The organism is Lacinutrix undariae (assembly GCF_052934785.1).
The window spans coordinates 2671703-2692734 of sequence record NZ_CM128809.1; the positions used below are offsets into that span (position 1 = coordinate 2671703).

Annotated in this window: 20 protein-coding genes; 13 read left to right on the top strand and 7 right to left on the bottom strand. The window is 31.5% G+C overall.

The annotated features are described in order from the left end of the window. Positions 1 to 29 precede the first annotated feature (29 nt). Positions 30 to 539 carry a peptide-methionine (R)-S-oxide reductase MsrB gene (gene msrB / locus ACU4C5_RS11985; protein WP_446844446.1) on the bottom strand — a complete coding sequence of 170 codons (510 nt, stop codon included), beginning with the start codon at positions 537 to 539 and terminating at the stop codon, positions 30 to 32. A 230-nt stretch (positions 540 to 769) separates the two neighbouring features. Between msrB and ACU4C5_RS11990 the strand changes: the two genes are divergently transcribed. From ACU4C5_RS11990 to ACU4C5_RS12000, 3 genes are all read left to right on the top strand, one after another. Continuing rightward, a complete protein-coding gene (locus ACU4C5_RS11990) occupies positions 770 to 1588 on the top strand; it encodes a M48 family metallopeptidase (protein WP_446844447.1) in 819 nt (272 codons plus the stop codon). A gap of 78 nt (positions 1589 to 1666) precedes the next feature. After that, complete coding sequence (locus ACU4C5_RS11995) at positions 1667 to 3058, top strand: MFS transporter (RefSeq protein ID WP_446844448.1); 1392 nt, start codon at positions 1667 to 1669, stop codon at positions 3056 to 3058. A 43-nt stretch (positions 3059 to 3101) separates the two neighbouring features. Beyond that, positions 3102 to 4256 carry a hypothetical protein gene (locus ACU4C5_RS12000; RefSeq protein WP_446844449.1) on the top strand — a complete coding sequence of 385 codons (1155 nt, stop codon included), beginning with the start codon at positions 3102 to 3104 and terminating at the stop codon, positions 4254 to 4256. Positions 4257 to 4319: 63 nt separating this feature from the next. Here the strand turns inward: ACU4C5_RS12000 and ACU4C5_RS12005 are convergent, their stop codons facing one another. Genes ACU4C5_RS12005 through ACU4C5_RS12015 form a run of 3 tightly spaced genes read right to left on the bottom strand, consistent with a single transcriptional unit; the run spans position 4320 to position 6527 of the window. Then, complete coding sequence (locus ACU4C5_RS12005) at positions 4320 to 5408, bottom strand: hypothetical protein (RefSeq protein ID WP_446844450.1); 1089 nt, start codon at positions 5406 to 5408, stop codon at positions 4320 to 4322. Continuing rightward, entirely contained in the window at positions 5389 to 5949 is a 561-nt protein-coding gene (locus tag ACU4C5_RS12010; RefSeq protein WP_446844451.1) for a hypothetical protein, read from the bottom strand. The genes ACU4C5_RS12005 and ACU4C5_RS12010 overlap by 20 nt, the downstream gene beginning before the upstream one ends. An 11-nt stretch (positions 5950 to 5960) precedes the next feature. Further along, positions 5961 to 6527 carry an RNA polymerase sigma factor gene (locus tag ACU4C5_RS12015; RefSeq protein WP_446844452.1) on the bottom strand — a complete coding sequence of 189 codons (567 nt, stop codon included), beginning with the start codon at positions 6525 to 6527 and terminating at the stop codon, positions 5961 to 5963. 233 nt (positions 6528 to 6760) lie between these two features. On the opposite strand from ACU4C5_RS12015, the gene lon reads away from it, so the two are divergent. From lon to ACU4C5_RS12055, 8 genes are all read left to right on the top strand, one after another. After that, positions 6761 to 9211 carry an endopeptidase La gene (gene lon, locus ACU4C5_RS12020; protein WP_446844453.1) on the top strand — a complete coding sequence of 817 codons (2451 nt, stop codon included), beginning with the start codon at positions 6761 to 6763 and terminating at the stop codon, positions 9209 to 9211. A 117-nt stretch (positions 9212 to 9328) separates the two neighbouring features. After that, positions 9329 to 10351: a type IX secretion system protein PorQ gene (porQ, locus tag ACU4C5_RS12025; RefSeq protein WP_446844454.1), complete on the top strand. Its 1023-nt coding sequence runs from the start codon at positions 9329 to 9331 to the stop codon at positions 10349 to 10351. Further along, a complete protein-coding gene (gene cmk / locus ACU4C5_RS12030) occupies positions 10351 to 11043 on the top strand; it encodes a (d)CMP kinase (RefSeq protein ID WP_446844455.1) in 693 nt (230 codons plus the stop codon). Before porQ ends, cmk begins: the two co-directional genes overlap by 1 nt. 216 nt (positions 11044 to 11259) lie before the next feature. Further along, positions 11260 to 13059 carry a 30S ribosomal protein S1 gene (rpsA, locus tag ACU4C5_RS12035; protein WP_446844456.1) on the top strand — a complete coding sequence of 600 codons (1800 nt, stop codon included), beginning with the start codon at positions 11260 to 11262 and terminating at the stop codon, positions 13057 to 13059. Positions 13060 to 13201: 142 nt separating this feature from the next. Next, on the top strand, positions 13202 to 13741 hold the full coding sequence (gene pyrR, locus ACU4C5_RS12040) for a bifunctional pyr operon transcriptional regulator/uracil phosphoribosyltransferase PyrR (protein ID WP_446844457.1): 540 nt from the start codon (positions 13202 to 13204) through the stop codon (positions 13739 to 13741). Between the two features lie 96 nt (positions 13742 to 13837). Beyond that, positions 13838 to 14767: an aspartate carbamoyltransferase catalytic subunit gene (locus ACU4C5_RS12045; RefSeq protein WP_446844458.1), complete on the top strand. Its 930-nt coding sequence runs from the start codon at positions 13838 to 13840 to the stop codon at positions 14765 to 14767. Between the two features lie 4 nt (positions 14768 to 14771). After that, positions 14772 to 15104 (top strand): ribonuclease Z, encoded by a 333-nt coding sequence (locus ACU4C5_RS12050; RefSeq protein ID WP_446844459.1) that lies wholly within the window; start codon positions 14772 to 14774, stop codon positions 15102 to 15104. Between the two features lie 10 nt (positions 15105 to 15114). Next, on the top strand, positions 15115 to 16020 hold the full coding sequence (locus tag ACU4C5_RS12055; protein WP_446844460.1) for a ribonuclease Z: 906 nt from the start codon (positions 15115 to 15117) through the stop codon (positions 16018 to 16020). Here ACU4C5_RS12055 and ACU4C5_RS12060 read toward each other — a convergent pair. Then, complete coding sequence (locus ACU4C5_RS12060) at positions 16017 to 16430, bottom strand: hypothetical protein (protein ID WP_446844461.1); 414 nt, start codon at positions 16428 to 16430, stop codon at positions 16017 to 16019. The genes ACU4C5_RS12055 and ACU4C5_RS12060 overlap by 4 nt on opposite strands. An 82-nt stretch (positions 16431 to 16512) precedes the next feature. Here ACU4C5_RS12060 and pdxH point away from each other — a divergent pair, with 82 nt between their 5' ends. Together pdxH and ACU4C5_RS12070 are read left to right on the top strand one after the other, a co-directional pair. Further along, positions 16513 to 17157, top strand: coding sequence for a pyridoxamine 5'-phosphate oxidase (gene pdxH / locus ACU4C5_RS12065; protein ID WP_446844462.1), 645 nt, complete (start codon positions 16513 to 16515; stop codon positions 17155 to 17157). A 248-nt stretch (positions 17158 to 17405) separates the two neighbouring features. Further along, the gene (locus ACU4C5_RS12070) at positions 17406 to 17852 is read left to right on the top strand and encodes a CAP domain-containing protein (RefSeq protein WP_446844463.1); all 447 of its coding nucleotides are present in this window, start codon (positions 17406 to 17408) and stop codon (positions 17850 to 17852) included. A 314-nt stretch (positions 17853 to 18166) separates the two neighbouring features. Here ACU4C5_RS12070 and ACU4C5_RS12075 read toward each other — a convergent pair whose 3' ends face one another. Then, entirely contained in the window at positions 18167 to 20077 is a 1911-nt protein-coding gene (locus tag ACU4C5_RS12075; protein ID WP_446844464.1) for an OmpA family protein, read from the bottom strand. 12 nt (positions 20078 to 20089) lie between these two features. Then, on the bottom strand, positions 20090 to 21025 hold the full coding sequence (locus tag ACU4C5_RS12080) for a PorP/SprF family type IX secretion system membrane protein (RefSeq protein ID WP_446844465.1): 936 nt from the start codon (positions 21023 to 21025) through the stop codon (positions 20090 to 20092). Between the last annotated feature and the right edge of the window lie 7 nt (positions 21026 to 21032).

Below are 21032 nucleotides of genomic sequence, written 5' to 3' on the forward strand. Positions count from 1 at the left end.
TTCCTTATTAAAGGTAAGGGTAATAGGGGTTAATGTTTTTCTTCTTTTTTATCTCCAGAAGTTTTGTTATCGCTAAAGTTTAAACTTTCTGAGTTTACACAGTAGCGTAACCCAGAAGCGGTAGGTCCGTCATTAAATATATGTCCAAGATGTCCGCCACAATTAGCACAAAGTATTTCGGTACGTAACATTCCTAAAGAGCGATCTTCTTTATATTTTACAGTACCTTCTATGGCATCATCAAAACTTGGCCATCCACAATCAGACTCAAATTTATCACCACTTTCAAATAATTGTACACCACAAGCTGCACAAGCATACAATCCTTTTTCAAAGTGTAAATTATATTTTCCAGTATTAGGACGCTCGGTACCTTTTTCAATTAAAACTTGGTATTGTTTATCTGTAAGTTGTTGTTTCCATTGCTGTTTAGTTTTAGTAACCTTATAATCCACTTTAGAAGTTTCTTTAGTTTTCTGTGCTGTTGTATTGCAACTAAACATAAACATTAGTGCAAATAAAAATAGTAGGTTTTTCATAGGATCTTTCTATTAATTTATATTGATTTAAGTCGAAAAAAGCCTATCAGCATTACATAATTAATATAATAATGTTCAAAATGTAAAATATTATGCATCTTTGTCTTGAAAATTATTACATTAGAGTGTTGGTTTTTTGTGACTATTAACATAATCTTGTGTCATACTAAGTAGCTAACCCTTTTTATAGTGTTCAAAAAAACTGAATGCCTCAATAAAACCCTTTTATAATGAATTTAAAAAGTAGTATCATCGCTTTTGGAAGTGTAGCCATGTTTTTATCTTGTGCTACAAATCCATTTACAGGAAATAAAACAATGGCTTTTGTATCAAACGATAGCTTATTTCCATCTGCTTTTGCGCAGTATGATCAGTTTTTAACAGAAAATAATGTGGTTACTGGAACTAAAGATGCCGAAATGATTAAACGTGTAGGTCAGCGTATTGCAGTTGCTGCAGAACGTTGGTTAAATGCAAACGGTCATGAAGGTTATTTAAAAGATTATAAATGGGAATATAATTTAGTAGATGACCCAACAGTAAATGCTTGGTGTATGCCAGGAGGTAAAATTGTGTTTTACACAGGAATTTTACCAATTGCCGATGGCGAAGCAGGTGTTGCAGCAATTATGGGACATGAAGTTGCACACGCCTTAGCAAATCACGGGCAACAACGCCAAAGTGCAGCGTATATTCAACAAGGTTTAGCTGTAGTAGGAAATGTAGCAATTAAAGACGAACAAACTTTAGGTATTTTTAATCAATCATACGGAATTGCTTCTAATGTTGCAGGAATGTTACCTTTTAGTAGAAGTCACGAAACTCAAGCCGATGAAATTGGTTTAACCTTAATGGCTGTTGCAGGATATAATCCAGATGAAGCTGCCGATTTATGGAGACGTATGAAAGCTAATAGTGGTGAACAATCACAACCAGAGTTTATGAGTACACATCCATCAAACGATACACGTATTGAAAATCTTACTAAATGGGCGCCAAAAGCTAAAGAAGAAGCTGCTAAATTTGGAGTTGCTTCATTTTCAAACTAATAAGATATTACACATATTAAAATATTTGTTTACTTTAGAAGCTGTTCATTTAAGAACAGCTTTTTTTATTAATACACTATGAAAACACTTCAAAAAGGAGATAAAAAATTATTGAATGCTTGGGCATTTTATGATTGGGCAAATTCAGTATACACCTTAACTATTGCCTCTTCAATTTTTCCATTATTTTACTCAGCACTTTTTATTAATAAAGCCGAAAAAATAATTCCGCTTTTTGGTGTAGAATTTAAAAGTACTGCACTTATTACATTCATAACCGCATTTACGTTTTTAATTGTAGCCTTAACATCGCCAATTCTCTCAGGTATTGCCGATTACTTAGGAAACAAAAAAAGCTTTATGAAGTTTTTTTGTTACGTAGGAAGTTTAGGTTGTATAGGGTTATATTGGTTTGGTATTGAGCCCGGAAAAATTCATTTTAGTTTACTATTCTATTTTATGGGACTTATTGGATATTGGGGAAGTTTGGTGTTTTACAATTCATATTTACCAGATATTGCTTTTGAAGAGCAGCAAGATCGTATTAGTGCAAAAGGATTTAGTTTAGGTTATTTTGGAAGTGTACTGTTATTGCTTATTAATTTAGGAATGATTATGAAACCAGATTGGTTTGGTTTTGATATTAGTATTTCTGAATCTATATTAAATACAGGATCTCAATTAGAAATAAATACCGCCTTAGAAAGCGCTAAAGATGCAGCATCAATAAGAGCAATGCGTGTAGCTTTTGTAACTGTAGGGATTTGGTGGATTGTATTTAGTCAATACACATTTTATATTTTACCAAACGGTGTGTCAAAAGGACGAAAAGTAACTAGGGCAATTGTGTTTAATGGTTTTAAAGAGTTACGCTTAGTATGGACACAACTGAAAGCAAATTTACGATTAAAACGTTATTTATATGCCTTTTTTGTATTCAGTATGGCAGTACAAACCATTATGTTGGTTGCAGTGTATTTTGGAGAAGAAGAAATTGCTTGGGCAGATGGAGATGAAAAAACAGTAGGGTTAATTATTAGTATTTTATTAATTCAAATTGTAGCCATTTTAGGAGCAGTATTAACCTCAAGAGCTTCCGCTAAATTTGGAAATATAAAAACACTTATAGTTGTCAACTTTATATGGATGGGACTTTGTTTTGCTGCATATTTTGTAACAGAACCTGCCCATTTTTATGTTACTGCAGCATTTGTAGGTTTAGTAATGGGGGGTGTGCAAGCTTTAGCACGATCTACATATTCTAAATTTTTACCAGAAACTACAGATTCTACATCCTATTTTAGTTTTTATGATGTTGCCGAAAAAATAGGAATTGTTATTGGAATGGTCATTTTCGCAACCATAGATCAGGTGACAGGAAGTATGCGAAATGCTATTGTGTTCTTGTTTGTCTTCTTTTTAGCAGGAATCATTTTACTATATAGAGTCCCTAAAACCAATTCAAAATAATAAAAATAATTTCGCTATGTTTGTAAAAACAATAAACCCAATTATGAAAAAAATTAGCTTTCTTTTATGCTTATTCGTAGCATTTACTGTATTTAATTGTCAAAATGAGACTTTAGATGAAGATTTACTTGATATAACTAATCCAGGTGTGTCTGGTAATCCTTCAGGAAGTACAGAAGGTTTAGTAGGAGAGTGGGAGTTGGTTAGTTTTACTTCTACAGTTAATACATTATCTAATGCTGCAGGAACAGAAATTGAATCTAATGTAGATATTGAAAGTACAACTACAGATTATATAATGATCTTTGAAGCATCTACTTTTAGTGCAGCAGGAAGTTATGAGTATAATACTGATTTAACAGTTGCAGGAACAAATATAACTGATTCTTATCTTTTAGAAGATGTTACAGGATCAGGAAGCTATACCACAAGTGGGAACACAATGACGGTAGATGGTGCTTTTTATGAGTTTACTTATGAAGGTATTGAACAACCTGAATTGGATGCAGATCAAACAGCACAGTTTGAAATTACAAATAATGGAGAAACATTAACTTTTACTGAAAGCTCTACCGAAACTCAAGAACTTAGTGGTTTTTCTGTACAAGTAACAAAAACAGGAATGTCAATTTGGGCAAGAATTGGAGATGGTAATGTTGGTGTTGATTGTGATTTACAAGCAACAACTGATGAAGCTGCTACAGCTTATAATAACGATACATCTGATGCCACATTATGTAACGCATACAAAACAGCTTTACAAAACCAAATTACTGAATGTGGTGACACAGATGGAAGTTTACAAGCTATTGTTGATGATTTAGGAGAATGTACACCTGTTGTTGTAGATGTAGAAATTACGCTTACCGCAGGAACGTTGCCAATTGAATTTGATGAAGTAACTGTTGAACTTGTAGGAACAACATTGCAAGTAACTGGAGAGTCTAGTATAAGTTCTTATTCTATTTATTTTGAAGTAGAAGAAGGTGTTACTGGAGCTAGTGTTATTGATGACACTTTTGAAGTGACATTAACATCTACTTTTTATCCTTCAGAACTTGATGCTCCTTTTAATTTTGTTTCAGAAATTACTGTAAACGAAACGGGAACTTTAACCGGATCTTTTTATGGTGTTGTAACCAATGCAGATGGTGGAGATTTAAACTTATATAGTGGAGATATTTCAATCACTTACTAATTATATTTAATACAGAAAAAGCCACTCAATTTGAGTGGCTTTTTTGTTTATAATAAGTTTGGTTTAATGCTGCTCCTTAAAAGAAACGCTACCATAATCAGACGATATTTTTATCTTATTTACAGCGTTTGCATTTCCGTAATAACCTTGATAGTATTTATCTGTACTACCCGAATTGTTTCTTGTAAATACAAAATTATTAGTATCTCTTAATGAAGCATATTCTAGATCAATATCAAATTGAAAATTATAATCTGGATGGTACCCAATAGTTGTACCAACATAATCTGAATCTATAGTGATATTACCTGCATTTTCTGTCATACGTTCTATTTTTATAGAGCCGTAATCTGCTACTATTTTTACATTTTTATAAACGTTTCCAAAACGTGTAGTTAGGTAATCACCATTACCATTTACATTATTTACATTGTTAATTGTTATAGATCCGTAGTCACATTTATAGTTTACGTTTTCGGCAATTTCAATTATTGATTTTGTATAATCTGCAATAATATCTAAATCTTTAGCTTTAGCAACTGTATAACCACTATAATCAGCATAAATTTGACCACTATTAATATATTCAAAATAACTATTATTGGTGTAATTAAAACGAATTACATTATTTTTTGCCATTAATTCTTTTGTAGTAATCTTTCCGTAGTCGCAATTTATAGTTGCTTTTCCTTCTAATTTATCGAGTGTAATACTACCGTAATCATTATTTAAATCTACGCTGTTTGTAATAGGGATGCTTATAATATAGTTAACTTCCATATTAATATTATTGTTTTTCCCCCAGCTCCACCAAGAGTTTGATTTGCTTTTAGTGAATATTGTTTTGGCTTCAACTAAATTTGAAGTTGCGTTAAATTCAACACTAATGCCATTCAGTTTTTCTTGAACTTCTTCCAAATCATTACCATTTGTTTTTATAACCACCTCAATAGTTGTTTTGTTACTCTGGTTGGTGGTAATATTTATGTTACCGAAGCTGTTATTTATTCTTAATAATGCATCATTTGCAACATTAAACTCTTTTTTTATGGTTTTAGATTTTGAATGTTTTCCTGCCCAATTTGTGTTTGCATTTACTACAGTAGGTAATAAAAGGAGGATGAAGAGGCTTTTATATAATAGATTTTTCATTGGTATTTGTATTTAGGTTTTTTACTTCTTCTATGTTTTGTAAGACATTGTTTAAAACGTCAATTCTATTTTGAAAATTACTAATCATGGCATGTATCACACGTTTATCATCCCCACTTTCGGTTAAATCAATTTTTAGGGTTTCGTACTCTTTTTCTAATGTGTTAAGTTGTTTTAAAGCATCATCAATTAATATTGCAGTTTTTGGTGTACGTTCATTATTTAATGTGGTTAATTCTTGTGCAATTGCAGCGGTAAAGAAATTTTGAGTCACCGATAATTCGGGTGATACACTAGCCAAATCTTTTACGCTATCATTTTGTTGTAATGTTATAAATAATCCTAGACATAAAACAATTGATGCAGCAATAGCAAATAAGGGTTTCCAAATTTTTGCTTTATGATTTTTATCTGCAACAACTTTAGTGTCTTTATTTTTTAGTTTGTTTAAAAACCGAGCTTCGTGATGCGTATTTGGTGTTTCTACATCAAACGAATCGTCTATATTTTTAAATAATTCTTTTAAATTATCAGTTTTCATTTGTTGTTGTTTTATACTTTAGATCTGGTGTTTAATTTCCGTCTTAAGCTATCTTTAGCTCGAGATATCATCGTACGACAATTGGCGTTAGAGATATTCATAATTTCAGAGATTTCTTCATAATCATAACCTTCTATAAGGTGTAATGTTAAGCTTATTTTATAATTATCTTTTAGCAATGCCATAGTTTGTAATATTTGCTTTGCTTTTAGGTTTGTAAATTGATCGTCTTCAGTAATGCCATTAGTGTTTTGGTCTTCAATTTTGTATAGTATATTATCTAGCGATACATCATTATGTTTATTTTTTTTATTATAATGATAAATGCTATTATTAATTACAATCCGTTTTAGCCAAGTACCAAAAGTGGCAGTTATTTTAAGACTATCTAATTTTGTAAAAGCAGTTAAAAAAGAATCTTGCATAATATCTTCGGCATCAAAACTGTTGTTCACAATCCGATATGCTGTATTATACATCGCTTTATAATATCTGTTATAGATTTCCATTTGCGCGTTCTGGTTACCTAGGAGACATTGTTCTAATAACTGCTCTATATTTTGATTGGTTAGTGTCAAAAAAAAATCGATTGGTTTATTATAAAGAGGTTAACTACTTTCACTTGTTACAGTTTGATGAAAAAAGTTTTTGTAAAGGTAATAGCTAATGGCATAACTATTGAATTTACACTAGTATTATTAATAGTTTTTAATATTCAATAGATTGATTTTCAGAGAGTCTGTTGAAATCACACTAATCAAAGACGTTTGTTCTGTTTGTAATTAATGACAGAATGACCAAAAAAACATATATGGCAAAATCTAATTTTTTAAGTCTTGACAATTTGTCATTTCAGGAATTTGATGAAAATTCAGAATTAATTCCTTTAATGACTCCAGAAGACGAAGCAGAAATAAATAATGAAGTCCTTCCAGAATCTTTACCAATTTTACCTTTGCGTAACACGGTATTATTTCCAGGAGTGGTAATTCCTATCACCGCAGGAAGAGACAAATCAATAAAGCTTATTAACGACGCTAATAAAGGTGGAAAAGTAATAGGAGTAGTCTCTCAAATAGATGAAACTGTTGAAGATCCAACTGCAGCAGATATTTATAAAAAAGGAACAGTAGCACGAATTCTTAAAGTGCTAAAAATGCCCGATGGTAATACTACAATGATTATTCAAGGGAAAAAGCGATTTGAAATTGATGAAATCGTATCCGAAGATCCTTACATTACCGCAACTGTAAAAGATGTTAAGGAAGATAAACCTGAAGCCGAAAATCAAGAGTTTAGTGCAATTATTGAATCTATTAAGGAATTATCGTTACAGATTATTAAAAATAGTCCTAACATTCCTACTGAGGCAACTTTTGCAATTAAAAATATTGAAAGCGATTCGTTTTTAGTAAATTTTGTGTCTTCAAACATGAATTTATCTGTTGAAGAAAAACAAAACTTATTAGAAATAAATGATCTTAAAGAACGTGCATTAGCCACTTTAAAGTACATGAATGTCGAACTTCAAAAATTGGAGCTTAAAAACGATATTCAGTCTAAAGTGCAAAATGACATGAATCAACAACAACGCGAGTACTTTTTACATCAACAAATGAAAACTATCCAAGAAGAACTTGGTGGTGTGTCTTATGATGAAGAACTCGAAGAAATGAGAATCAGATCTAAATCAAAAGTTTGGGACGATAATGTAAAAGCACATTTTGATAAAGAAATTGCTAAAATGCAACGTATGAATCCTCAGGTTGCTGAATATTCTATTCAACGTAACTATTTAGATTTATTTTTAGATTTACCTTGGAATGAATTCAGTAAAGATAAATTTGATTTAAAACGTGCTAAGAAAATTTTAGATCGCGACCATTACGGATTAGACGATGTTAAAAAACGAATTATAGAATATCTAGCCGTTTTAAAACTTCGTAACGATATGAAATCACCTATATTATGTCTTTACGGACCTCCGGGAGTTGGTAAAACATCGTTAGGAAAATCTATAGCAGAAGCCTTAGGACGCGAATATGTAAGAATGTCACTAGGAGGATTACGTGATGAAGCCGAAATTAGAGGACACCGTAAAACATATATTGGTGCAATGCCAGGTAGAATTTTACAAAGTCTTAAAAAAGCAGGAACATCAAATCCTGTATTTGTATTAGATGAAATTGATAAACTGACTAACTCAAATCAAGGCGATCCATCTTCAGCATTATTAGAAGTTTTAGATCCAGAGCAAAATAGTGATTTTCATGATAATTTCTTAGAGCTAGGTTTCGATTTATCTAAAGTGATGTTTATTGCCACTTCAAATAGCTTAAATACTATTCAACCCGCATTAAGAGACCGTATGGAAATTATTAATGTAACCGGTTATACTATTGAAGAAAAAGTTGAAATTGGTAAGCGTCATTTAGTTTCAAAACAATTAAAAGAACACGGATTAACAGATAAACACCTAAAATTAGCCAAACCACAATTAGAAAAAATTGTAGAAGGTTATACCAGAGAATCTGGAGTACGTGGTTTAGATAAACAAATTGCAAAAATGGTACGTCATGCGGCCAAAAATATTGCAATGGATGAACCTTACAATGTAAAAGTAACCAATGATGATGTTATTGACGTTTTAGGCGCGCCAAGATTAGAACGCGATAAATACGAAAATAACGACGTTGCAGGAGTAGTTACAGGATTAGCATGGACAAGTGTTGGAGGTGATATCTTATTTATTGAATCTATCTTATCTAAAGGAAAAGGAAACTTAACCATTACAGGTAATTTAGGAAAAGTAATGAAAGAATCGGCAACCATTGCCATGGAATATATTAAAGCGAACGCTGAAGAATTTGGAATAGATTCGGAATTGTTTTCAAAATATAACGTACACATTCACGTGCCAGAAGGCGCAACACCTAAAGATGGACCAAGTGCAGGTGTAACTATGCTAACTTCTCTAGTATCATTATTTACACAACAAAAAGTGAAAAAGAGTTTAGCAATGACAGGTGAAATTACTTTAAGAGGTAAAGTATTACCTGTAGGAGGAATTAAAGAAAAAATATTAGCCGCAAAACGCGCTCGTATTAAAGAAATCCTACTTTGTGAAGAAAACCGAAGAGATATTGAAGAAATTAAGCCAGAGTATTTAAAAGGACTTACATTTCATTACGTTACAGATATGAGTGACGTATTAAAAGGCGCGTTAACAAAAACAAAAGTTAAAAACGCAAAAACACTTTAGTATTATACAAGAGTTATATTATTAAATAAAAGGGTAACATTATGTTGCCCTTTTTTTATGCAATAAAATAAATCAATCTTATAGGCGTTTTAAGATAGATTTATTTACTTTGCAGCCATGTTAAAGACAATTCTTACTTTCTTATTGATCATTATAACATCATCATCAGTTTTCGCGCAACTAGGTGGGGAATCTACATACCAATTTCTTAACTTAGTATCTTCACCAAGACAAGCAGCCTTAGGAGGTAAGGTAATTACTAATTATGATTATGATGTAACAAGTGGACTTTATAATCCGGCAACAATTAATGCTGATATGGATAATCAATTATCACTTAATTACGCTAATTATTTAGGAGGAATTAGTTATGGTACTGCTGCTTATGCATATACTTGGGATAGGCACGTGCAAACATTTCATGTAGGAATGACCTATATTAATTATGGTGATTTTGATGGCTATGATGAAAATGGAGCTTCAACAGGAACATTTACAGGTAATGAAGCCGCTTTATCATTTGGATATTCATACCACATACCATATTCAGATTTTTACTTAGGAGCTAATTTAAAAATTATCACTTCAAAGCTAGAACAATACAACTCTATAGGAGCCGCAGTAGATATTGGAGCATTATATATTAATGAAGATATAGATTTTCACGCAGCATTAACCATAAGAAACTTAGGAACTCAATTTGTAACCTATGCCGGATTACAAGAAAAATTACCTTTTGAAGTCAACTTCGGAATGTCGCAAACCCTAGAAAACGTACCACTTCGTTGGCATTTAACTTTTGAGAATCTTCAAAAATGGCCAATAGCTGTAGCAAATCCAGCACGATCAACAACAGATCTAGATGGCGTACAAACAGAAGAAAAAGTAGGCTTTTTAAATGAAGCTCTACGACATACCATAATAGGAGCAGAGTTGTTTCCTGAAAAAGGATTTAACCTAAGAGTAGGATATAATTTTAGAAGAGCCGAAGAATTACGAATAGAAGATCAACGTAATTTTTCAGGATTATCTTTTGGAATAGGAATGAAATTAAATAAAATGCGCTTTAGTTATACGCATGCTAAATATACAGGAGCTTCAAATACAAACTTCTTCGGATTGCAAATAGATTTAAGATAATGCAGAAAATTACAATAGCAATAGACGGCTTTTCATCAACAGGAAAAAGTACAATCGCCAAACAACTCGCAAAAACCTTAAGCTATGTTTATGTAGATACCGGCGCTATGTACAGAGCAGTAACCTTGTTTGCAATGCAAAATAATTTTATTAATAAAAATGAATTTAAAAAGGATTTATTAATAGCGCAATTGCAAAACATAACCATATCATTTACATTTAATGAACAATTAGGTTTTGCAGAAGTTTTCCTTAATGGAAAAAATATAGAAAGAGATATTCGTACCCTAGAAGTCTCACAATTTGTAAGTCAAGTAGCCACAATAACAGAAGTTAGAAAACAACTCGTGTTGCAACAACAAGACATGGGAAAAGGTAAAGGCGTAGTTATGGACGGTAGAGATATTGGTACCGTAGTTTTCCCTGATGCCGAATTAAAGTTGTTTATGACGGCTTCTGCACAAACAAGAGCACAAAGACGATACGACGAACTTATAGAACGTGGTGATGATGTGCTTTTTGAAGACGTATTACATAATGTAGAATCTAGAGACCATATTGATTCTACAAGAAAAGACTCCCCATTAGTTAAAGCAGACGATGCTATTGAGATTGACAATTCAAATTTAACTTTAGAAACACAATTTGAAAAGATATTAAAACTCGTAAACGCTAAAATTTCTACCTTATAATACTTTTCAAAAGAACACCTTTTTATGACTGCTTTATAATCAAATAATTAAAGAGATTATAAATGCTTGTTATATTTATAATAAATTTGTATTTTTGCACTCCTTTTTAGCGGATTAGAAAAGATAAAAAGGGTTTTATATAAAAACAATAACACTTCTGTGTGCAGCCGCGTAACACTTTTCATAACCATACAGAATACAAAACTCTTATCAGCAATGGCTGAACAAACAAACCCAGCAGGAGCAGAAGTATCTGAAGCTCAAGCAAACCCAGAACAATTTTTAAACGATTTTAATTGGCACAACTACGAAGAAGGAATTGATCCTGTAGATGACAAACAATTAGAAGAATTTGAAAAATTAGTATCAGAAAACTTTGTAGACACATTAGATGACGAAGTTGTAGAAGGAACGGTAATTCACCTTTCTGACCGCGATGCAATCATTGATATCAACGCAAAATCTGAAGGTGTAATTTCATTAAACGAATTCCGTTACAATCCTAACTTAGCTGTTGGTGATAAAGTGGAAGTATTAATTGATGTTCGTGAAGACGCAACAGGACAATTAGTATTATCTCACCGTAAAGCTCGTGTTATTAAAGCATGGGATCGTGTTAATAATGCACACGATACAGGTGAAATCGTTAATGGTTTCGTAAAATGTAGAACTAAAGGTGGTATGATCGTTGACGTATTCGGAATCGAAGCATTCTTACCAGGTTCTCAAATTGACGTTAAGCCAATTAGAGATTACGACCAGTACGTAAATAAAACTATGGAATTTAAAGTTGTGAAAATCAACCACGAATTCAAAAACATAGTTGTTTCTCATAAAGCGCTTATTGAAGCTGATATTGAAGAACAGAAAAAAGAAATCATCGGTCAATTAGAAAAAGGTCAAGTATTAGAAGGTGTTGTTAAAAACATCACATCTTACGGTGTATTTATTGATCTTGGTGGAGTAGATGGATTAATTCACATTACAGATCTTTCTTGGTCTAGAATTAATCATCCAAACGAAATCGTAGAATTAGACCAAAAACTTAACGTAGTAATCCTTGATTTTGATGAAAACAAATCAAGAATCCAGTTAGGTCTTAAACAATTATCTAAGCATCCTTGGGAAGCTTTAGCTGATGACGTTAAGATTGGTGATAAAGTAAAAGGTAAAGTTGTTGTAATCGCTGATTACGGTGCATTTATCGAAGTTGAAGAAGGTGTTGAAGGATTAGTTCACGTTTCTGAAATGTCTTGGTCAACTCATTTACGTTCAGCTCAAGATTTCGTATCTGTAGGAGACGAAATTGAAGCGGTTATCTTAACATTAGATAGAGAAGATCGTAAAATGTCACTTGGTATTAAGCAATTAACTCCAGATCCATGGACAGATATTACTACTAAATACCCAGTTGCTTCAAACCATACAGGTATTGTACGTAACTTTACAAACTTTGGTGTTTTTGTTGAATTAGAAGAAGGTATCGATGGATTAATTTACATCTCTGATTTATCTTGGACTAAGAAAATTAAACATCCATCTGAGTTCTGTAACGTAGGTGATAAATTAGACGTAGTTGTCTTAGAATTAGATGTAGAAGGACGTAAATTATCTTTAGGTCACAAACAAACTACAGTTAATCCTTGGGATAAATACGAAACTGAATTTGCTTTAGGTTCTACACATACAGCTGAAATTTCTGAAATGGTTGATAAAGGTGCAACAGTTGAGTTTAACGAAGATATCGTTGCTTTTGTTCCTTCTCGTCACTTAGAAAAAGAAGATGGTAGCAAACTTAAAAAAGGAGATTCTGCAGAGTTTAAAGTTATTGAATTCAATAAAGAATTTAAACGTGTAGTTGCATCTCATACAGCTATCTTCAGAGAAGAAGAAATCGCTAATGTAAAAGCGGCTGTTAAGAAACAGTCTGCTGCTGCAGCTGAATCTAAACCAACTTTAGGTGATGCTAATGATGCTTTACAAGCACTTAAAGATAAAATGGACGGAAAGAAATAATTTTCCAAACATTATAATCTTATAATATTAAAGCCTTCCAATTTATTGGAAGGCTTTTTTTATTCAAGATAAATTGTAAAACGGCATTGTACACTATTATTTTTTAGTGTAACTTTGTTTACCAAATACGTTTGGATATACTATGAGTCAAAAAGTTTTACTAAATTCAAAAGAAGTAAACATCATTCTTCACAGATTGACTTGTCAACTTATTGAAAATCATCACGATTTTTCTAACACCGTTTTAATAGGAATACAACCTAGAGGTAAATTTTTAGCCACAAGACTCGCAGCAATGCTTGAAAATGATTACAAGGTTAAAGATGTACAAGTAGGTTATCTTGATATTACCTTTTATAGAGACGATTTTAGACGTGGTGAAAAGACACTTGAAGCCAATAGCACCGAAATTAACTTTATAGTTGAAGATAAAAACATTGTATTTATTGATGATGTTTTACATACAGGTAGAAGTATTCGTGCGGCATTAACGGCAATACAATCATTTGGTCGCCCTAATGAAATAGAATTACTCACACTTATAGACCGACGATTTAGTAGACATTTACCAATACAACCCAATTATAGAGGTCGCCAAGTAGATGCTATAAATAAAGAACGCGTTAAAGTAAACTGGATGGAGAACGAAGGTGAAGATTCGGTTTATTTAATAAATAGCTAAAAATTAAAAGCGTAATTATATTATAATTTCACTTTTATAGACATAAACAGTAAGTATAACAGCAGTTTTTAAACCTGCTATCTATAGACTAAAAACATGAGCGAATTAAGTGTTAACCACTTATTAGGAATCAAATATCTAAACTCAAAAGATATTCAGCTTATACATGAAACAGCTGACCATTTTAAAGAAGTTATTAATCGGCCAATCAAAAAAGTTCCGTCGCTAAGAGATATTACTATAGCCAATTTATTTTTTGAAAATTCAACCCGAACAAAACTATCTTTTGAATTAGCCGAAAAACGTTTATCTGCCGATGTTATTAATTTTTCAGCAGCCCAATCATCAGTTAAAAAAGGAGAAACATTAATTGATACGGTAAATAATATTTTATCTATGAAAGTAGATATGGTTGTTATGCGTCACCCAAATCCTGGTGCCGGAATATTTTTATCTAAACACATTGGAGCAAGTATTATTAATGCAGGAGATGGAGCTCATGAACATCCTACCCAAGCTTTACTAGATAGTTACTCTATACGTGAAAGACTTGGTGAGGTAAAAGGTAAAAAAGTGGTTATTGTAGGGGATATTTTACATAGTAGAGTTGCCTTATCAAATATTTTTGCACTACAATTACAAGGTGCTGAAGTTATGGTATGTGGTCCAAAAACGTTAATTCCAAAATATATTAATAAATTAGGAGTTACTGTTGAAACGGATTTACGAAAAGCTTTGGAGTGGTGTGATGTTGCAAATATGCTACGAGTACAAAACGAACGTATGGATATTAGTTATTTTCCATCAACTAGAGAATATACACAACAATATGGGGTGACTAAAGATTTATTGAATTCTTTAGATAAAGAAATTACAATAATGCACCCAGGACCAATAAATCGTGGTGTAGAAATTACCAGCGATGTTGCAGATTCTGATCAAGCTATCATTTTAGATCAAGTTCAAAATGGAGTAGCAGTAAGAATGGCTGTAATATATTTATTGGCATCCAAAATAAAACATTAAGACTATGATTTTTGATAAAAAAGACAATACAACAACTATTACTCAGGAGAAAGCGACAGTTAGCGAGCTTGTAAAAAAACTTGAAGTATTATATGAACGTTTTAAAAATGATAATGTAATTATTAATTTAACGAGCTTAAAAGCCGTTTCATTACAAGATATTATTGAATTTTTAAAACTATCAAACACGCACAGAGCTGCAAAACACTCGTTTGTAATAGTTACCGAAAACACTAATTTAAACGAAACCCCAGATGAAATAGTTGTAGTTCCTAGCTTACAAGAAGCTTACGATATTATTGAAATGGAAGAAATTGAACGCGATTTAGGATTTTAAACGCTTTACAATGAAATTAACCATCCTAGGTTGCTATAGCGCCACACCAAGAACCAATACCAATCCTACAGCTCAAGTTTTAGAGATTAACAATCACATGTTTTTAATTGATTGTGGCGAAGGTACTCAGGTAGAATTGCGTAGAAATAAAGTAAAGTTTGCAAGAATTAAGCATATATTTATTTCGCACCTACATGGTGATCATTTTTTTGGATTAGTAGGATTAATTTCAACATTTAAATTATTAACTAGAGAAACAGATTTACATATTTACGGCCCAAAAGGATTAAAAGAGATTATTACACTTCAAATGAAATTATCTGAATCTTGGACCAATTACCGTTTGTTTTTTCATGAGCTAAACTCAAAAGAATCTGAGTTGATCTACGAAGACGATAGGGTAGAAGTGCATACTATTCCGCTTATACATCGTATTTATACAAATGGCTTTTTATTTAAAGAGAAAGAAGGAGAACGTAAGTTAGACATGAATGCCGTGTTAAACGAAGATATTGATGTGGCTTATTATAGAAAACTTAAACAAGGATTTGACATTAAGGACAACAACGGGAACTTAATTGTTAACTCTACCGTAACAAAAGCTCCAAAACCTGTATTAAGTTATGCTTTTTGTAGTGATACAGCATATAATGAAGCTATGTTACCAATTATAAAAAATGTTACTGTATTATATCACGAATCTACTTTTGTTGAAAAAAATGCAGAATTAGCACCAAAAACAAAACATTCAACAGCTAAAGAAGCCGCAAGTATTGCCAAACAAGCCAATGCACAAACTTTAATTTTAGGACATTATTCTACACGATATAATGATATTACTATTTTTAAAGAAGAGGCCGAAACTATTTTTACGCCAGTATTACTTGCAGAAGATGGCAAGAATTTTTCATTTTAATTTAATTCATCCAAATTATTTACCCATTCTATAGCCTGTGTTAAGCTTTCACAACGCTTTATACTATTCTTAAAAATGTGTTTTTCTATAGATGCATTCATATAGTTTGATTTGGTATACACAACTATTGCTGTAGCGACTATAAAATCATGCTTTTTTTGAAAATCTATCCATAACTGAGGTTCTAGTGAATAGTTATTTATGCGATTAGAAATATAAGCGATATCAATATTTTTACCATAATGATTTATCACTGTAGCAATAACTTTTTCTATTTTATCCCAACTAAAATGTACGCCATCCTTTAGTTCAGCAATAACAAATTGGTCTAATAAGTAAAAATTACCAAAGGGAAACTCTACTTTTGAATATTCTAATAAGTTTGAAAGTTTACTGTTTTCAAATTCCATTTTGTAAAAATTATTCCTAAATTTATTAGAAATTCTTAACTATAAAAAGAAAAATCTATTAATAAATTAACATTTAATTATAATGAATAGAGACTTAAGTCATTACAGAAAAACTTACGATAAGCGAGAACTATTAATTGATGATGTTCCAGGTAATCCTTTACAATTATTTCAAGAATGGTTTAAAGAAATGGATGAAGGTTTCCCTGATGAAGAAGCCAATGCCATGACATTAACTACAATTGGTACAGATGGTTTCCCTAAAGGTAGAGTAGTACTCTTAAAACAGTTAACAGCAGAAGGGTTTATTTTTTATACTAACTACGAAAGTGAAAAAGGACAATCAATACTTGCAGAACCACATGTAGGTTTATCCTTTTTTTGGCAAAAACTAGAACGACAAGTTATTATTAAAGGTATTGCAAAAAAAGTAACATCAGATGTTAGTGATGCTTATTTTACATCGCGTCCTCGTGGTAGCCAATTAGGAGCACTTGTTTCGCACCAAAGCTCTGTGGTATCCAAATATGAATTAGAACAAAAATTAGTAGATGTTGAAGTTGCTTTAGAGGGGAAAACGATAGAGCGACCAGACTATTGGGGAGGTTTTATTATTGAACCTGTTACTTATGAGTTTTGGCAAGGTCGCCCAAATAGATTACATGATAGATTAGTTTACAAAAAAGGTGAAAAGAATACTTGGACAATAGATAGATTATCACCTTGATTTTAAAACTTGACTTTTACCGTTTAAATGTATTTTTTAACGCTCAAATACATTTTTTTTAATTTCAGATGTGCATTTCATCGATTATTTGCATTAAAAACCGATGAAATGCATGTTGTTTATCGATTTTAACGTTTCTTTAACACTTTAGCTCGAATTGTATAGTAATTTTACAGAACAAAATCTTAATTACCCTCATTATGATATCAAAATTACTTTTCCCGCTATTGATTTTAACATCAATTTTTATGACATCTTGTTCATCTGATTCTATCATAGAAGATGAAACAGAACAAATTACTTTAGAGGTTGCTCCAGAAGCAAAGGTGATTGAAGTTGAAATTTTGGAATTAATAAATGATTACAGAATTAATTTAGATTTAGAGCCTTTAGAAAATTTATCTATTATTAAATCTGTTGCTTATACACATACAGAATATATGGTAGAATCTCATGATGTTAGTCATGCTAATTTTTACCAAAGAAGTTTAGCTTTAACAGAAAACGCTTCTGCAATTAATGTAGGTGAAAATGTAGCATACGGTTTTTCTAGTGCACAATCTGTAGTTAACGCTTGGATTAATAGTGATGGACACAGAGCAAATATTGAAGGCGATTTTAATTTCTTTGATGTATCTGCTGAACAAAATGAAGAAGGGAAATGGTATTTTACAAATATGTTTGTTAAAAAATAATTTATATATAAGTTTAGTTAGCTTAGTGACCGCAATTTTTGCGGTCTTTTTTTGTTTAATTTTATAGAGTATTGTATTACTTATTTGATAATCAGATATTCATTTTCTAATGTTTTTTAGTTGATTACATGTTGTTTTTCACCTATGAAATCAGCTAGTGAGTCTTATTTAACTAAGATTTGTATAAATGAGCTAACTTTAGGTCACTGTTATTTATGAGGAGTTACGTAAAGCCATTAGTTAATGTTTTACTATTTGATACAAAAAAAAGCAGACTGTTAAGTCTGCTTTTTAAATGATATATTTTGATGTTCTTATTGTTTTAATATATAAAAATAAGAACGTCTGTTTAACTGGTGTTCTGCTTTTGAACACTTAACACCGTTTGAACATTTGTTTAATAATTGTGTCTCTCCATATCCAATAGCGCTTTCTAAACGTTTGGCAGCAATACCTCTTGATATAATATAATCTCTAGTAGATTTAGCTCTTCTATCAGATAATTTAAGATTGTAATTATCACTTCCTCTACTATCAGTATGTGATTCAATCTTAATAACCATATTAGGGTGAGATCTCATTACGTCAACAATGTTTTCTAATTCATATTGTGCATCTGTTCTTATATTCCATTTATCGAAGTCAAAAAAGATAGGATTAATTACAATTTGATTACCATCAATAAGTGGCATTAAGTTAAGATCAGCACTATGTTCTGTGTTATTTACAGCATCAGTTTCTACCTCTTTTTTATCATCTTTAAAGTCTTCTTTTGTACCTATAACTGTATATGTATTATTACAATCTACGTTAAATGTGTATTCACCATTTTCAGTTGTTGTAAATTCTTCAATAATTTTTCCTGTATCATCAATTAATTTAACTGCAACAGCATTCAATGGATGAGTTGTTTTTATATCTCTTACAGTACCTACTATTGTTTGTGCACATTGGTACGCATCAAAACCATAAATATCATCACTTCCTTGACCTCCTGGTCGGTTTGAAGAAAAGTATCCTTTCTCATTATCTGAATTTATAAAATATGCAAAATCGTCATATCCACTATTGTATGGTGCTCCCATATTTACGGGATTACTTGTACTATCTTTTAATATTTCAGATTTAAAAATATCAAGTAAACCTAGGTTTATACGACCATCTGAAGAAAAATAAAGTGTACTGTCTTTACTTACAAAAGGAAACATTTCGCGACCACTAGTGTTTACTTTGTCTCCTAAATTAAGAGGTTCACTATAAGTATTATCTTCTAAAATGTCAACAACATAAATATCTGTTTTACCTAATCCTCCTTCACGATCTGAAACAAAGTATAATTTTGAATTATCAGGACTTAAAGCTGGGTGGCCAGTTGAGTATATTTCATCATTAAAAGGAAGCTCAACAATATCTGTCCATGTGTTATTAATTAAGGTAGCCTTAAATAGTTTTAAATGTGTAGTACCTTCATCATCAAATTTCTTTGAATTTCGTTTACTTATATTATCACGTGTAAAATACATAGTTTTCCCGTCCTCTGTAAGTGTAATATTTCCATCATGAATATCCTTTTTAAGGTTTCCTTTAAATGGGAGGGAAGATACATCTGAAAATTCTTTTTTATTATTTTCCGTTTTAATATCGGTTTGATAGATCTTTAAAAAAGGTTCATTATTCCATTTATAAATTCTATTTTCAGTATTTCTTGCTGAAACAAAATAGAAGCGATCATTATGAATAAAAGTTCCAAAGTCAGAATATTCAGAATTAAATGGTAGGTTGTTAATAGCCGTCACTAATTTAGTATCACCATTTGTTAATTCTTCATAGTCTGAAAGACTTCGTGCATCGTAATTTTTCACTCTATTATCATCTGGATGTAGTGTCTTAAATTTTTCAATTAATGTAACGGCTTTTCCATATTCACCAGAACTTTTTAAGACCTGAATATATTTAACAAGGTATTCAGGGTTTATATCTTCGTAAGTTTCTACAGCTTTAGCGTACCAATTTTTAGCAGTTTTAGTATCTGAATTATTATAATAGCAATCACCTAAGCGTGTTAAAACATGCGCGCTATCGTCTCCATCATTATAAGCTTTCTCGTAAAGTTCGCTAGCTTTTTGATAGTTATAATTATCAAAAAATTTATCTGCCAATTTATTTTGAGCCACCATAAAAGTGCTGCTCAACGCCAATAATATTATAAATAGTTTTGTTTTCATGGTCTTATGTTTTTAGAAGTATCTAGGCGATTTAATACGCTTACTTTTAAATAATTCAAACATTAATAATACTTCGTGAGTTCCACTAGTATATGGTCTTAAGTCTGAAAGCGGGTACTCGTAAGCATAACCAATTCGTAATTGTTTTGAAATTTGAAAATCAGCAATTCCGCCAAGTGCTGCTGCAGATTCATTAATTCTGTATGAACCTCCAAGCCAAAGTTTTTCGCTAAATAAGAAATTAGCTGTTAAATCAAATGATAAAGGGGCTCCGTTAGTTGCTTTAAGTAAAGCTGCCGGTTTAAATTTTACGTCTTCGCTTAAATTAAACACGTATCCTCCAGTGAAATAATAACTCACACGTTCTAAAGACACGTAATCTACACTACCGCTTTCACCTTTATTATAATCGCTATTTAATATTCTAGGAGCTGAAAGACCTAAATACCACTTATTACTATGTAGGTAAAAACCTGCACCAATATTAGGACTCCATCTGTTTGAAACATCATTAAAATAAGGATCATTAATAATAGATGGATCAGTTAATAATGATTGGTCAATATTATAATGAGTAAAACCAGCTTTCATACCAAATGCTAATTTTGTTTTCTCAGTAAGATTGATAGTGTATGAAAAATCTCCATATAAATAGTTGAAATTTTCATACCCTAATTCATCTTTAATAAAAGATAAACCAAGACCAATCTTTTCATTTCTGAGTGGGGTATGTACAGATAGTGTTTGAGTTGTAGGACCTCCTTCGAGACCAACCCATTGACTTCTATGTAAACCCACAATACTTAGTGTTTCTCTACTTCCAGCATAAGCAGGATTTATAGAAATTGTATTATACATATACTGCGTAAACTGAGGTAGCTGTTGCGCAACTCCCGTCCAGAAATTGAACAGCATAAAAACGATTAAGTTAAACTTTACTAATTTCATATAGGTT